Annotated in this window: 13 protein-coding genes; 1 reads left to right on the plus strand and 12 read right to left on the minus strand. The window is 64.9% G+C overall.

Going from position 1 to position 13600, the window contains the following annotated elements; translation table 11 throughout:
* Window positions 1-246: 246 nt before the first annotated feature.
* The 10 genes from QXZ94_RS32940 to pqqA all read right to left on the minus strand — a co-directional run bounded on the left by QXZ94_RS32940 (window position 247) and on the right by pqqA (window position 11145).
* Window positions 247-1302 carry a 2-oxoacid:ferredoxin oxidoreductase subunit beta gene (locus QXZ94_RS32940; protein WP_315725492.1) on the minus strand — a complete coding sequence of 352 codons (1056 nt, stop codon included), beginning with the start codon at window positions 1300-1302 and terminating at the stop codon, window positions 247-249.
* A 124-nt stretch (window positions 1303-1426) separates the two neighbouring features.
* Window positions 1427-3277, minus strand: coding sequence for a 2-oxoacid:acceptor oxidoreductase subunit alpha (locus QXZ94_RS32945; protein ID WP_315725494.1), 1851 nt, complete (start codon window positions 3275-3277; stop codon window positions 1427-1429).
* Window positions 3247-5046, minus strand: coding sequence for an FAD-dependent oxidoreductase (locus QXZ94_RS32950; RefSeq protein WP_315725496.1), 1800 nt, complete (start codon window positions 5044-5046; stop codon window positions 3247-3249). Before QXZ94_RS32950 ends, QXZ94_RS32945 begins: the two co-directional genes overlap by 31 nt.
* A 548-nt stretch (window positions 5047-5594) precedes the next feature.
* Window positions 5595-6263: a DUF4286 family protein gene (locus QXZ94_RS32955; RefSeq protein WP_315725498.1), complete on the minus strand. Its 669-nt coding sequence runs from the start codon at window positions 6261-6263 to the stop codon at window positions 5595-5597.
* A gap of 150 nt (window positions 6264-6413) precedes the next feature.
* Entirely contained in the window at window positions 6414-7403 is a 990-nt protein-coding gene (pip, locus tag QXZ94_RS32960) for a prolyl aminopeptidase (RefSeq protein ID WP_315725500.1), read from the minus strand.
* A complete protein-coding gene (pqqE, locus tag QXZ94_RS32965; protein WP_315725502.1) occupies window positions 7396-8589 on the minus strand; it encodes a pyrroloquinoline quinone biosynthesis protein PqqE in 1194 nt (397 codons plus the stop codon). The genes pip and pqqE overlap by 8 nt, the downstream gene beginning before the upstream one ends.
* Window positions 8586-8894 (minus strand): pyrroloquinoline quinone biosynthesis peptide chaperone PqqD, encoded by a 309-nt coding sequence (pqqD, locus tag QXZ94_RS32970; RefSeq protein WP_315725504.1) that lies wholly within the window; start codon window positions 8892-8894, stop codon window positions 8586-8588. Before pqqD ends, pqqE begins: the two co-directional genes overlap by 4 nt.
* 247 nt (window positions 8895-9141) lie before the next feature.
* Window positions 9142-9897, minus strand: a complete 756-nt coding sequence (gene pqqC / locus QXZ94_RS32975; RefSeq protein WP_210261728.1) for a pyrroloquinoline-quinone synthase PqqC — start codon at window positions 9895-9897, stop codon at window positions 9142-9144.
* A gap of 20 nt (window positions 9898-9917) precedes the next feature.
* Window positions 9918-10847: a pyrroloquinoline quinone biosynthesis protein PqqB gene (pqqB, locus tag QXZ94_RS32980; protein ID WP_315725508.1), complete on the minus strand. Its 930-nt coding sequence runs from the start codon at window positions 10845-10847 to the stop codon at window positions 9918-9920.
* Between the two features lie 217 nt (window positions 10848-11064).
* A complete protein-coding gene (gene pqqA / locus QXZ94_RS32985) occupies window positions 11065-11145 on the minus strand; it encodes a pyrroloquinoline quinone precursor peptide PqqA (protein ID WP_012029362.1) in 81 nt (26 codons plus the stop codon).
* Window positions 11146-11448: 303 nt separating this feature from the next.
* Here pqqA and QXZ94_RS32990 point away from each other — a divergent pair, with 303 nt between their 5' ends.
* Window positions 11449-11706: a DUF6894 family protein gene (locus tag QXZ94_RS32990; RefSeq protein ID WP_315725511.1), complete on the plus strand. Its 258-nt coding sequence runs from the start codon at window positions 11449-11451 to the stop codon at window positions 11704-11706.
* 93 nt (window positions 11707-11799) lie between these two features.
* On the opposite strand, the gene QXZ94_RS32995 is transcribed toward QXZ94_RS32990, so the two are convergent.
* Together QXZ94_RS32995 and QXZ94_RS33000 are read right to left on the minus strand one after the other, a co-directional pair.
* Window positions 11800-12234, minus strand: a complete 435-nt coding sequence (locus QXZ94_RS32995; RefSeq protein ID WP_315725513.1) for a group III truncated hemoglobin — start codon at window positions 12232-12234, stop codon at window positions 11800-11802.
* Window positions 12235-12450: 216 nt separating this feature from the next.
* The gene (locus QXZ94_RS33000) at window positions 12451-13554 is read right to left on the minus strand and encodes a lactonase family protein (protein WP_315725515.1); all 1104 of its coding nucleotides are present in this window, start codon (window positions 13552-13554) and stop codon (window positions 12451-12453) included.
* Window positions 13555-13600: the final 46 nt, after the last annotated feature.

The following is a 13600-nucleotide window of genomic DNA, read 5'->3' on the forward strand; positions in this document are numbered from 1 at the left end:
TTCGGCGGCTTGCTTCTCTTGCCCCAGCAAATGCTCTTCACCCTCACCCTGAGGAGCCCGCCGCAGGCGGGCGTCTCGAAGGGCGAGGCCACAGCTCGGGCCTCGCCCTTCGAGACGCGTCGCAAGGGCGACGCTCCTCACCGTGAGGGGGGCGCACCGAGGACGGCGCTGCACTTGCCCCCCGAGGATTGTGTTCACGCGGGGTGAGCAGCCAAGCGTGATGTGTCCAAGCAGGGCTTTCCTGTGCTAACGCAGGCTCGCATTGATCTTGTCGAGCACGCTCTGCCCCGGGCACAGATCCGCCGCCTCCAGCCGGTTCAACGGCCGCTCCACCGTGTTGAGGTGGCTGTGCAGGTCATCCGCTTCGGGATCGACATACAGCAGCCCGGTCACGATCTGCCCTTGCGCCGCATGCTTCTGCAGGAAGGTCATCGCGCCGAGCCGGTCGTGCGGATCGTAGTCGGCGTCGAGCTTGCGCAGCGCCAGGCGCGACCCGTCATGCTGCTCGACGATCTGCACCGTGCCGGGATCCTGGTCGATCTCGATCGGGTCGCGTCCGGTCAGCACGTCGAGCCGGTTGACGGCGTCATTGTGCTCGCGGACATAATCGAAGCTCTTGGTCGAGCCGGCGTGATTGTTGAAGGCGATGCACGGGCTGATCACGTCGATGAAGGCGGCGCCCTTGTGCCGGATCGCGCCTTCGATGATCGGCACCAGCTGCTTCTTGTCGCCGGAGAACGAGCGCGCGACGTAGGTCGCGCCCAGTTGCAGCGCGATGCCGACCAGGTCGATCGGGTTGTCCGTGTTGGTGACGCCCTTCTTCGACTTCGAGCCGCGGTCGGCGGTCGCTGAGAACTGGCCCTTGGTCAGGCCATAGACGCCGTTGTTCTCGACGATATAGGTCATGTTCACGCCGCGCCGGATCGCATGCGCGAACTGGCCGAAGCCGATCGAGGCGGAATCGCCGTCGCCGGAGACGCCGAGATAGATCAGCTCGCGGTTGGCGAGGTTGGCGCCGGTCAGCACCGAGGGCATGCGGCCGTGCACGGTGTTGAAGCCGTGCGAATTGCCGAGAAAATAGTCTGGCGTCTTCGACGAGCAGCCGATGCCGGAGATCTTGGCCACCCGATGCGGCTCGATCGACAGCTCGAAGCAGGCCTCGATGATCGACGCCGTGATCGAGTCGTGGCCGCAGCCGGCGCACAAGGTCGAGATCTTGCCTTCGTAGTCGCGATGGCTATAGCCGAGCTCGTTCTTCTTGATGCCCGGATGCTGGAATTTCGGCTTCGCGATGTAGGTCATGAGAGCACCGTGTCGCTCACGGCCGTCATGGCCGGGCTTGTCCCGGCCATCCACGTCGAGCCGGGAAGGAGATGGATGCCCGGGTCAAGCCCGGGCATGACGCGAGGAGAATGCGTGTAAACCATCACGACACCGCCTTGCGCAGCGGGGTGACCTTGATCTGGTCCTGGTGGGTGCCGATGGAGTCCGCGATGAAGCGGGCGGTGATCGGGGTGCCGTCATAGTGCAGGATCGGCACCAGACGGACCGGGTCGATGCCGTTTTCGGTGACAATCAGCTGCCGCAACTGCGCGTCGCGATTCTGCTCGACCACGTAGACGAAGTCGTGCTCGGCAACGAAGCTCGCCACGCTCGAATGGAACGGGAAGGCGCGGATGCGCAGCCGATCGAGCTGGTGCCCGCGCGCCTCCAGGAGTTCGGTCGCCTCGTCCATCGCCGGCGCGGTCGAGCCGAAATAGATCACGCCATACTTGGACGGCTTGGCCGCATTGGCCTGCAAGGGCCGCGGCACCATGTCCTGGGCCGTCTGGAACTTGCGCAGCAGGCGCTGCACGTTGTCGGCGTAGACGGCGCCTTCCTCCGAATAGCGCGCGTAGCGATCGCGCGAGGTGCCGCGGGTGAAATAGGAGCCCTTGGTCGGATGCGTGCCGGGAAGGGTGCGGAACGGGATGCCGTCGCCGTCGACGTCGAGGTAGCGGCCGAAATCGCGGCCTTCCTCGAGCATCTCGGCGGTCATCACCTTGCCGCGGTCATACTGCCTGGCGTCGTCCCATTTCAGCGGCCGGCACAGCCGCTGATTCATGCCGATGTCGAGGTCGAGCATCAGGAAGACGGTCGTCTGCAGCCGCTCGGCGAGATCGAACGCGGCGGCGGCGAACTCGAACGCCTCGGCCGGATCCTCGGGAAACAGCATGACGTGCTTGGTGTCGCCGTGCGAGGCATAGCCGCAGGCAATGAGATCGCACTGCTGCGTGCGGGTCGGCATGCCCGTCGAGGGGCCGGCGCGCTGCACGTTCATGATCACGGCCGGAATCTCGGCGAAGTAGGACAGGCCGATGAACTCGGTCATCAGCGACACGCCGGGGCCGGACGTGGTGGTGAAGGCGCGTGCGCCGTTCCAGGACGCGCCGACCACCATGCCGATCGAGGCCAGCTCGTCCTCGGCCTGCACGATGGCGTACTTGGCCTGGCCCGTTTCGGGATCATGCCGCAGCTTCTTGCAGTGATTGGTGAAGGCCTCGGCCACCGACGACGACGGCGTGATCGGGTACCACGCGCACACCGTTGCGCCGCCATAGACGGCGCCGAGAGCGGCGGCATTGTTGCCTTCGAGGAAGATGCGGTCGCCGACCTTGTCGGCCTTTTTGATGCGCAGTCCGATCGGGCATTTCAAATTCTGCAGCGCCCAGTCGCGGCCGAGATGCAGCGCGTGGACGTTGGAGGACAGGAGCTTCTCCTTGCCCTTGTACTGCTCGCCGATCAACTGCTCGATCAGCTTCGGATCCATCTCGAGCAGCGCCGAGAGGGCACCGAGATAGATGATGTTCTTGAACAGCTGGCGCTGGCGCGGATCCGAATAGGTCGAGTTGGTGATCGCGGTCAGCGGCACACCGATCACATTGACGTCGTCGCGGAACTTGGTCGACGGCATCGGCTTGGTCGAATCGTAGAACAGGTAGCCGCCCGGCACGATCCCGGCGACATCCTTGTCCCAGGTCTGCGGATTCATCGCCACCATCAAATCGGTGCCGCCGCCGCGGGCGCCGAGATAGCCTGCCTCGGTGACGCGCACCTCGTACCAGGTCGGCAGGCCCTGGATGTTGGACGGGAAGATGTTGCGCGGGGACACCGGCACGCCGTGACGGAGCACGGCGCGCGCGAACAGCTCGTTGGCGCTGGCCGAACCGGAGCCGTTGACGTTGGCGAAGCGGACGACGAAGTCGTTTACGCTGCTGAGCGGCGCTTGCTGGGACATGCGTTACCTGCGTGAGTCGTCTCGATGAAATATTTCTGCATGTCCCACGCACCGGTGGGGCAGCGTTCGGCGCACAGGCCGCAATGGAGGCAGACATCCTCGTCCTTCGCCATCACGCGCCCGGTCTTGAGATCCGATGACACGTAAAGATCCTGGTCGGGATGCAGCGACGGCGCCCTTAAGCGCGCGCGCAGATCGGCCTCCTCGCCATTCTCGGTGAAGGTGATGCAGTCCATCGGGCAGATGTCCGCGCAGGCGTCGCATTCGATGCACAGCGTGTTGGAAAACACCGTCTGCACGTCGCAGTTCAGGCAGCGATGCGCCTCGCCGAGCGCGAGCTTGACGTCGTAGCCGAGCTCGACCTCGGCGCGGATGTCCTTCAGCGCGACGACCTTGTCGCGATGCGGCACCTTGAAGCGCTTCTCCGGCGAGACGTCGTTGTCATAGCTCCACTCGTGGATGCCCATCTTCTGCGACGAGACATGCACCTCCGGCAGCGGCCGCTCGGTGATGTCCTCGCCGGAGAGTAACCGATGGATCGACAGCGCCGCCTCATGGCCCTGCGCGACCGCCCAGATGATGTTCTTCGGACCAAACGCCGCATCACCGCCGAAGAACACCTTGGGATTGGTCGAGACGAAGGTGGCCGGATCGACCACCGGCATATGCCATTTGTCGAATTCGATGCCGCAATCGGCCTCGATCCAGGGGAAGGCATTCTCCTGGCCGACGGCAACCAGCACGTCGTCGCATTCGAACGTCTGATCCGGTTCGCCCGACGGCACCAGCGAGCGCCGGCCCTTGTCGTCATACTCGGCCTTCACCTTCTGGAAGGTGACGCCGGTCAGCTTGCCATTGTCGTGCGTGAAGGCCACCGGAACGAGGTAGTTGAGGATCGGAATGTCCTCGTGCAGCGCGTCTTCCTTCTCCCAGGGTGACGCCTTCATCTCCTCGAAGCCGGAGCGGACGATGACCTTGACGTCCTCGCCGCCGAGCCGGCGCGCGGTGCGGCAGCAGTCCATCGCGGTGTTGCCGCCGCCGAGCACGATCACGCGCTTGCCGATCTTGTCGGTATGGCCGAACGACACGCTCGACAGCCAATCGATGCCGAGATGGATGTTCCCTGCGGCTTCCTTGCGGCCGGGAATGTTCAACTCGCGGCCGCGCGGCGCGCCGGAGCCGATGAACACGGCGTCGTAGTTGTCGGCGAGCAGCGTCTTGAGGCTGTCGATGCGATGGCCGGCTTTGTAGTCGACGCCGAGGCTGAGCACATAGCCCGTCTCTTCGTCGATCACGCTGTCCGGCAGACGAAACTTGGGAATCTGCGAGCGCATCATGCCGCCGGGCTTGGGATCGGCGTCGAACACGGTGCAGTGATAGCCGAGCGGCGCGAGATCACGCGCCACCGTCAGCGACGCCGGACCGCCGCCCACCAGCGCGATGCGCCGGCCGTTTTTCGGGGCAGGGCGCGGCATCCGCTGCTGCACGTCGTCCTTGAAGTCGGCGGCGACGCGCTTCAGGCGGCAGATCGCGACCGGGCTCTCCTCGACGCGACCGCGTCGGCAGGCGGGTTCGCAGGGGCGATCGCAGGTCCGTCCGAGGATGCCGGGAAAGACGTTCGACTTCCAATTGATCATGTAGGCGTCGCTATAGCGACCCTCGGCGATCAGGCGGATGTATTCGGGGACCGGCGTGTGTGCGGGACAAGCCCATTGGCAATCGACCACTTTGTGAAAGTAGTCGGGCGCCGAGATATCAGTCGCTCTCATTCCTACCCTGTCCGCGCGCCGAACCAGTCTCGCGCGGCCTTCCTGACGTGAGGACGACTGATTGTTCAGGATCAGCAGAGGATCGGTTGAGGTCCGAAGCAGGCCCTGGTCATCGCCCTTCTGTTTTTTGAATGGCTCAATTGAATAGTCTTATCAGACTAGAGCCATTCCAAGGCGCACACAAAGGCAAATTTGCAATGCTGCTCCCCATGCACAGTGGTGCGTCGCCGCATTGCAGGCGCGAAGCCGCCACGTGTGCGGTGCGGGATGATGCGGCGGCATTCAACTGTTCACGTTGTTGTCGACGCGAGAGGTCGTTCCGGGTCGAGATTTCGCCGTATCCACGGCTGTCATGCTCCGCGGAGGCGGAGCATCCAGTACTCCGCGGCAGAAGATATTGAGCCGAGGTATCACGGCGTACTGGATCGTCCGCCTTCGCGGACGATGACAGCTGGGGTTACCTGATCAATGTGTCAAGGACTCCGGTATCGCTCCTCCAATGGCGCGTCACGCCCGGGCATGACGTGTGGAGAGAGAGGGGCCCAAACTTAGTTCGCCGCAATATCAGCGCGGCTGAGATCCCACATCAGGCGATAGATGCCGGCGGAAATCTGCGTCGCCAACGGTCCATCGACAGCCGCGAAGCGCGTCGTCATCAGCGTCGCGATGGCGTGGCTGTCGGTGCCGTCGATCAGGATGAACCAGTCGGCGTCGCGTGAGCTTGCAGGGACACCAGCGGCGGGGCCGGACAGATCCGCATCGCCTTCCAGCAGATGCATCGAGATCACGCCCTTCAGCTCGCGCGGATCGAGCTCGATCTGCAGCGCGTCGCGCAGCGCGCCATCCTGTCCCGGCTTCGGCCGCAGCCGGATGATGCCGAGCACCGCGCCGCGGCCGGCGCCCTTCGAGATCGTGATGCGCGCAACGCTGCGGATCATGTTCTTGAAGCGCGCCATGACAGCCTTGGACCATTCCGTCGGCGCCTCGAGCCGCGCGCGATAGGGCGCGCTGTCGAGCACATCGATGGTCTCGGTCGAGTACAGGCAGAGATATTTGGGACTGCCCTGCTCGGCGACATAGCGTCGCGCCTCGATGAAGCCGGGGATCGCGACGCGCTCCTCGAGATGCTCGCTGTCATACCAGCGGTTGAAGTCGGCCTCGTGAGCGGCGTCGATGTTCATCGACGTCAACAGCATGCCTTTGCCGGCGATGGGCATCTCGAGGCTCCCTGAGCGTGTGGCTGATCCTCATCCTGAGGAGGCCGCCAAAGGCGACCGTCTCGAAGGATGAGGCCCGGATGTCACGGGCCTCATGCTTCGAGACGGCGCTGACGCGCCTCCTCAGCATGAGGGGAATGAGTGATGTGTTTAAGGCGCGATCGCGCGCGTCGCCAGATCGCAGATGGCTTTCATGACCGCATCGCGGATGCCGGGGTCATAAAGATTGTGACCTGCGGCTTCGACGACACGGATTTCGGCGTCGCGCCAGGCCTCGGCGAGCCGCGCGGAGGTTGAGGGCGGGCAGAGCAGGTCATAGCGCCCCTGCACGATGATTCCGGGAATGCCGGCGAGTTTTGTCGCATCGCGCAGCAACTGGTCCGGCGCCATGAAGCTGTCGTGAGAAAAATAGTGCGCCTCCATGAACGGCGTCGCGGGGAGCGCGCTGCCGGAGCGGATGGCGAGGCGGTCGAGATGGCTGCGCGCCGGCTTGATTTCCGAGAGCGCCCGCTCGGTGTCGTGCCAGGCGCGCGCGGCCGGGCCGTGGATGGCCGGATCGGGATCGAGGATGCGGCGGAAATAGGCTTCGCAGGGATTGGCGCGCTCGGTCTCCGGCAGCATCTCCAGGAAATCGCGGTGGAGCGTGGGATGGAAGCGAGCCAAGGTCTCGCCGAACGCCATCTCCACCTCGGCGCGGGTGCCGAGAAAGGTCGCGCGCAGCACCAAGCCCGTGACGCGATCCGGATGGGCCTGCGCATAGGCCAGCGCCAATGTCGCGCCCCACGAGCCGCCCGCGACGATCCACTTGTCGAAGCCGAACTTCACCCGGATCGCCTCCATGTCGGCGATCAGGTCGGGCAGGGTGTTGTTGTCGCGGCTGCGCGCGGGGCGCGAGCGGCCGGCGCCGCGCTGGTCGAACAGCACCGCATGGAAGCGCTCGGGGTCGAACAGGCGACGGTGGTCCGGCTGGCAGCCGGACCCGGGACCGCCGTGGAGATACACCGCGGGAATGCCGCCTGCGCGGCCACTGCTTTCGACATAGATCTGGTGGCCGCCGGAGACGTCGAGCCATTCCGAGGTCAGCGGCGCAAACGGATCGCTGCGGCGCGCGGCGGCGCGGCCGGCTTCGGCGTCAGGCATCGTTGCTCTCGGGCGTGCCGCCGGCGAAGTTGCGATACAGGAAGCGGTCCTGGCCGGAGGCCGCATCGCGCTCTGCCTGCTTGAAGATGCTCTCGTGCAGCGGCGACAGGGTGCAGGCCGGATCGGTATTGCCAGCGTCGCCGGTCAGCGCGAACGCCTGGCAGCGGCAGCCGCCGAAATCGATCTCGCGGAACTCGCAGGATTTGCACGGCTCCTTCATCCAGCCGGTGCCGCGATAGCGGTTGAAGGCCTCGGAGTTCTGCCAGATCCAGGCGATCGAGTTGTTCGAGCGCACCGACATGAAGTCGAGCCCGGTGATGCTCTCGGCGGCATGGCAGGGCAGCACCTTGCCCGAGGGCGAGATGTTGAAGAACTGGCGGCCCCAGCCGCCCATGCACTTCTTCGGCCGCAGCGCGTAATAGTCCGGCACGACGTAGTCGATCGTCAGCGTGCCCTTCAGCCGCTCGCGCGCCTCCTCGACCAGGCGGTCGGTTTCCTCGAGCTGCTGATAGGTCGGCATCAGGCTCGCGCGGTTCTTCAGCGCCCAGCCATAGTACTGAACGTTCGCGACCTCGAGCCGGTCGGCGTCGAGATCGACCGCCATCTGGATGATGTCCGGAAGCTGATGCAGGTTCTGCCGGTGCATGACGGCATTCACCGTCAGCGGAAGATCGAGCTCACGGGTCCAGCGCGCGACTTCGAGTTTCTTGGCGTGCCCGCCCTTGTAGCCGCCGACGCGGTCGGCCACGACGGGCTCGTTGCCCTGGAAGCTGATCTGAACGTGGCACAGCCCGGCATCGGCCAGCTCCTTCAGCCGCTCGCGCGTCAGCAGCACCGCCGAGGTGATGAGGTTGGTGTAGAGCCCGACATCGTTGGCGTGCTGCACCAGCTCGACGATGTCCTTGCGCGCGGTCGGCTCGCCGCCGGAGAAATGCACCTGCAGTACGCCGATCTCGGCGAGCTCGGACAGCACCTTCTTCCATTCGGCGGTCGTCAGCTCCTGTCCGGCGCGGTCGAGCTCCAGCGGGTTCGAGCAATACGGGCATTGCAGCGGACAGCGATGGGTCAGCTCGAGCAGCACGGCCAGCGGAATGCCGTAGGTCTCGGCGACGGAGCCGCGGCGTTCCAGCACGGCGAGGCCGTCATTGCTGTCGACTGGCGGTGATGTCTCGGTGAGATCGGTCATGACGTCGTCTCCCGAACCTCGGTGAGGAATCCCTTGTCGGCGAGATCCTGCAGCATCGCCACGACGTCCGTCGCGATGACGTCGCGCGGCGCGGCGTACTTCGCCGCGAGTTCGTCGATGATGTCAGCGACGCTGCGCGCGCCGTCGCACAGCTTGAGCACCTCGACTGCGATCTCATCCGGCGCCAGCACCCGCTCGGGGGCGAGGATCACCCAGACCTGCCGCGTCTCGTCATACTTCAGCTTGGTATGCCGCGGCAGCACCACACGGCTGATTTCGGTGACCTGGATGTGACGCGGGGCCATGGTGGGGGTCTCTACACGATAGCAGGTGCGTTTGATCCGATGCTGCGGCATCGGAAGTGCCCACCCTCCCCTGGAGGGGGAGGGTCGTTGCGCATCGCGCGCGATGCGCAACGGGGTGGGGTGATTTCTCCACGCGCACCGCGGCTGGCGGCTTCACCCCACCCCGCCTCGCGCTTCGCGCGAGCCGACCCTCCCCCTCCAGGGGAGGGTGGAACCGATGCTGTTGAGAGAGCCGCGACAACCACGCTCACCCCTCCTTCGGCACGAACGCGCCGGGCGGGATGTGGCCCTCGACATACGCGTGATACAGCGCGTCGAGCTGCACCCACAGCACGTTGGTCTTGAAGATCAGCGCATTGCACACCGCGGCGCGCTGCTCGGGCGTGGTCGCATGCTCCTTGACGTAATGCAGCGCGAAGTTGGCGTCGCGCGGCGCCTGGGTGAGCCGGCGCTTGAAGTAGCTCATGGTGTCGTTGTTGACGAAATTGTAGTGCTCCAGCATGCCCGAGATGCGCTCCTCGTGAATGCTCGGGGCGAACAGCTCGGTCAGCGACGAGGCGATTGCCTCCAGCGGCGAGCGGTCGCGGCAGAAATGCACATAGGCCTCCACCGCGAAGCGCGTCGCCGGCAGGATGCCTTCGGTGGATTCCACATAGGCCGTATCGAGGCCGAGGCCCTCGGTCAGCTTGATCCAGCGTTCGATGCCGCCCTCGCTGCCGACGTCGCCATCATGATCCTCGATGCGGTGCCGCCATTCCAGCCGCGTGGCGCGGTCGCGGAAGCGGGTCATCACCATCGCGTCCTTCAGCGGGATCGTCGACTGGTAGTAGTAGCGGTTCAGCGCCCAGGCCTGGACCTGGCCCTTGTTCAGCTTGCCGCCGTGCAGCAGCTTATGGAACGGGTGATGATTGTGATAGCGCGTCGCCCCGATGTGGCGCAGCGCGGCTTCCAGTTCGCTCGCATTGTTCAGCGTGACGCCGCGGCCGATCGACAGTGCCGTCATTCCGCTCAGATTGACCTCACTCACAGTACGATCTCCATCCCTTCAGCGGGGATTTCCCATCCCTCGCGTTCCAACGTTTGCCGCTCGGGTGAGGCGTGCAGCCACGCCGGATTGGAGTTGTTGATGTGCAGGAAGATCTTCCTGCCGATCCCGAGGTCCGCCAGCTGCTTGATCGCGCCGCTTTCTCCGGACATCGCGATATGTCCCATGCTCTGCCCGGTCTTGTTGCCGAGTCCGGCCTGGATCATCTCGTCGTCGCGCCACACCGTGCCGTCGAACAGCACCAGCGGCGCGCCTTTCAATCTCGTTTTCAAGTCAAAGTCGACGTCGGCACAGGCGGCGATGACGTAGGCATATTGTCCGCTGTCGACGTCCTCGATCCTCAGGCCGAGCGTGTCGCCCGCCGAGGAGCTGCCGCCGGGATGCTGCTTGTCGCGCAGATACCAGGCGCTGGTGCCGGATACCGCGAAGGCGGTGATCTCCAGTCCCGACGGCGCGCCATCCTGCAGCAAGGGGCGGAATGGAACGTCGATCACGATCGGCACGCGCTTGACGTTCTCCTCCTTCAGCACGTCGAAGATGTTGTTGGAGCGGAGGATCGCAAGCACCTTGGGGTGCGCATGGATCGAAAAAGGCGAACTCTCGCGCATCGACAGCAGCCCCGTGACCGCATCGATCTCGCCATTGGTCAGGATCACGCCGGCGATCGGGCTGTGGCGCAGCGCGCCCGGCTTCGGATGCAGCTGCGGCGCGTTGGTCACCTGCTGGCGCAGGTCTGGCGAGGCGTTGATCAGGAACCAGTTGGCACCGTCGGCGCTGACCGCGACCGAGGCCTGGCTATTGCGGATCTCGGGATGGCCGGTGCGCGCGGCGCGGCACACGGCGCAGCCGCAATTCCATTGCGGGACTCCGCCGCCCGCGGCGGCGCCCAGGACGACGAGGCGAAGCATGAGCCGTCTCCTGGAATTCAGCTGTGGTGACGCACGCGATTACCAGCGGCAGCACGACCGGCCGTCAGGACGACTGGCAGGTCGAGGAAGGTGACGAGGGTGGGACATCGGATCTGCGCAAGCGTCCTGCGCATGGGCCGGCACACACGCGATCGCTGATCCCCACCCTCAAGCGTCGACGTCCTGATCGGCGAGACCGGGACGTCACACCCGCGAATTATTTGCGAGCGGCGCAGGCATACATGTTGATTTCCATGCCGACCGGCACTTCAACGATCTTCGGTGCTTTCCAGGCCATTGTCCTCTCCTTCAAGACGGGACGGTTATCGTCCTCAGCATTAAACTACCGTGCTACGAAAAGTTCGCCAGTGGAATCTTTTTGTTTGAGCCTCTCAGGCCTGCTTATTGCAGTGCAAAGTCGCAAGCGCGAATTGCTGTCGTTTTCGCCGGATTGAGCCGCGAAAACAACGAATTCGTGATCGATGGCTTCGCAACGCCGTCCTGTTCCGCCATTAGCCTTGGGTGGAATGGGCTGGATAAAGCAGTTGTGAGACGTTCGAGACTTCAAAATCCCAGCGTGTGACCCCATTGGAAGCTGACGATGCCTAGATATTTCTTCAACACACGGATCGGCGAGGAACTGGTCTCCGACACCGACGGCGAAGTGCTGCGCAACCCCGATCGCGCCTGGGAAGTGGCGCGCGACATGATCAAGGAATTGCTGCGCACCGAAGGTGGCAACGCAGCGTTGATGACGGCGGTCATCGAAGTCACCGACGAGGATGGCGAGATCGTGCTGGAGTTTCCGTTCTCCGAGGCGATCTTCAGCATGCCCGCGCAATCGATGACGCGCCATTGAGCGCGCGTAGGCGCGGCGCGGTTGCTCGGTCGGCGTTGCCGCGGATCGAACGGGCGGGGCTGGGCCGCCGCGACGGTTGATGGCCCGTCGGGCTCAGACCGAATGCCGGGGACGCACGAGATCGCCGCGCGTGCTCGCGATCCCCATCTCGAAGCTGTCGGCGATGCGCCGCGCCCGGATGATGAAGAGCTCCGCGAGCTCCGGCGCGAACAGGTCCTTGGCCGTCGCTTCGAACAATCCCAGCCAGCGGTCAAAATGCGCGCCCTGCAGGTCCAGCAACAGATGCGGCCGCATCGGTGCGCCGCTGTAGCGGCCGGTCTTCAGGAACATCGACGACCAGAAATCGCTGATCTTGCCGATATGCTCGTCCCAATCCTCGACCGTGCGGTTGAAGATCGGGCCGATCAGTTCGTCCTCGCGCGCACGGCCGTAGAAGGTCTCGACCATGAGTCGGATCGCGGCGTCGTCGAGTTCCGGATGTTGAACCGCAAGGGGATGGCGGTCGGGCTGGGCGGCAGGCATGGTCATGGCGTTGGATATAGGCACTCGCAGCGCGGATGGAAACGCTGGAGCCATCCGGGCCTCATGGTTCGAGACGCCCGCCTCCGGCGGGCTCCTCACCATGAGGGGAGGCATCACAACGCGGAAGAATTCCTTCCGCACCCTCAGCCCCTCATCCTGAGGAGCCCGCCGGAGGCGGGCGTCTCGAAGGATGGCCGCAACAGCGGTGTTGCAGCCCGCCGCTCACGGCAGGCTGACGAATTCCACCCAGTTCGGCTTCTTGCCGACGGCGTAGGACTTCACCTTCTCCAGCGCGCCACTCGTGGCATCGATCCGATACACCGTCATGCCGTTCGACACCTCGCCGACGGCGGCGAGAGTGCGCCCTGTGGGGTCGATGGCGAAGCCGCGCGGCTGGGTCTCGGTCGGCACGCTGCCGATCAGAGTCAGCTTCCCACTTGCCGGATCGACCTTGAAGCCGGCCAGCGTGTTCGAGCCGCGCTCGGAGGCGTACAGGAACTTGCCATCCGGTGTTGCATGAAGATCGGCCGCCCAGGGCTTGCCGGTGAAGCCCGGCGGCAGGGTGGTGATGCGCTGCTGCTCGCTCCACGTGCCGTTGTCCGCGTCATAGGCATAGACGGCGAGATCGGCGTTGAGCTCGTGCAGAAGGTAGATGAACTTGCCGTTCGGGTGGAAGATGAAGTGGCGAGGACCGGACTTCTCCGGCGTCTTCACCGTCAGCGCGTCCTTGGCCGTCAGCGTGCCCGTTGCCGCATCGAAGGCGAAGCCGAGCACCTGGTCGGAGCCGAGATTGGTCGCGAACACGAAGCGGTTGTCGGGCGAGGGAAGCACGGCGTGCGCGTTCAGTCCGGTCGGGATCACCTGGCTCGGTGCTCCGACCACGCCATTCGCCTGCAGCGGATTCACCGCCACCTTGTTGCCGCCATAGGAGGCGCTGAACAGCACCTTGCCGGTGCGGTCGAAGGCGATGTTGGCCATGCTGTCGGCGAGCGGTCCGTTGCCGATGTGGGTGAGCTGGCCCGTCTTGCCGTCGATCGCGAAGCTCTCCGCCTGGAAAGGCTGCGAGCGGACGCCGGCGACCAGCACGCGTCTGTCCGGGCTGACGGCGAGCGGGGTCGACGGGCCCGGCTTCTCGACGCCTGCGAACGCCGCCGTCTGCACCAGGGTCATCTCGCCGGTCGTTGCATCGAACTTGAACACGCTGATGTCGTTGCTGTCGGCATTGCCGACATAGGCGTAGGTCTCGGCAGAGACCGCGCGCGGCGCAAGCGTGGCCGCGGCGGCGAGGACGAATGTTGCGGCCATGATGGTGCCCGATCTGATCATGTGTTGTTTCCCCCTTTGTGATGTTGTTGGTTGAGGTCTTAAAGTC

The organism is Bradyrhizobium sp. SZCCHNS2022, assembly GCF_032377575.1.
Classification (GTDB): Bacteria; Pseudomonadota; Alphaproteobacteria; order Rhizobiales; family Xanthobacteraceae; genus Bradyrhizobium; species Bradyrhizobium aeschynomenes.

Excerpts from the sequence above, each read along its gene's own strand:
- pqqC (WP_210261728.1), bottom strand. The coding sequence starts at position 9,897 with ATGACGGCACTGTCGATCGGCCGCGGCGTCACGCTGAACAATGCGAGC.
- pqqA (WP_012029362.1), bottom strand. The coding sequence starts at position 11,145 with ATGGCCTGGAAAGCACCGAAGATCGTTGAAGTGCCGGTCGGCATGGAA.
- QXZ94_RS33000 (WP_315725515.1), bottom strand. The coding sequence starts at position 13,554 with ATGATCAGATCGGGCACCATCATGGCCGCAACATTCGTCCTCGCCGCC.
- QXZ94_RS32940 (WP_315725492.1), bottom strand. The coding sequence starts at position 1,302 with ATGACCTACATCGCGAAGCCGAAATTCCAGCATCCGGGCATCAAGAAG.
- QXZ94_RS32950 (WP_315725496.1), bottom strand. The coding sequence starts at position 5,046 with ATGAGAGCGACTGATATCTCGGCGCCCGACTACTTTCACAAAGTGGTC.
- pqqD (WP_315725504.1), bottom strand. The coding sequence starts at position 8,894 with ATGGCCCCGCGTCACATCCAGGTCACCGAAATCAGCCGTGTGGTGCTG.
- pip (WP_315725500.1), bottom strand. The coding sequence starts at position 7,403 with ATGCCTGACGCCGAAGCCGGCCGCGCCGCCGCGCGCCGCAGCGATCCG.
- pqqE (WP_315725502.1), bottom strand. The coding sequence starts at position 8,589 with ATGACCGATCTCACCGAGACATCACCGCCAGTCGACAGCAATGACGGC.
- QXZ94_RS32990 (WP_315725511.1), top strand. The coding sequence starts at position 11,449 with ATGCCTAGATATTTCTTCAACACACGGATCGGCGAGGAACTGGTCTCC.
- QXZ94_RS32995 (WP_315725513.1), bottom strand. The coding sequence starts at position 12,234 with ATGACCATGCCTGCCGCCCAGCCCGACCGCCATCCCCTTGCGGTTCAA.
- QXZ94_RS32955 (WP_315725498.1), bottom strand. The coding sequence starts at position 6,263 with ATGCCCATCGCCGGCAAAGGCATGCTGTTGACGTCGATGAACATCGAC.
- pqqB (WP_315725508.1), bottom strand. The coding sequence starts at position 10,847 with ATGCTTCGCCTCGTCGTCCTGGGCGCCGCCGCGGGCGGCGGAGTCCCG.
- QXZ94_RS32945 (WP_315725494.1), bottom strand. The coding sequence starts at position 3,277 with ATGTCCCAGCAAGCGCCGCTCAGCAGCGTAAACGACTTCGTCGTCCGC.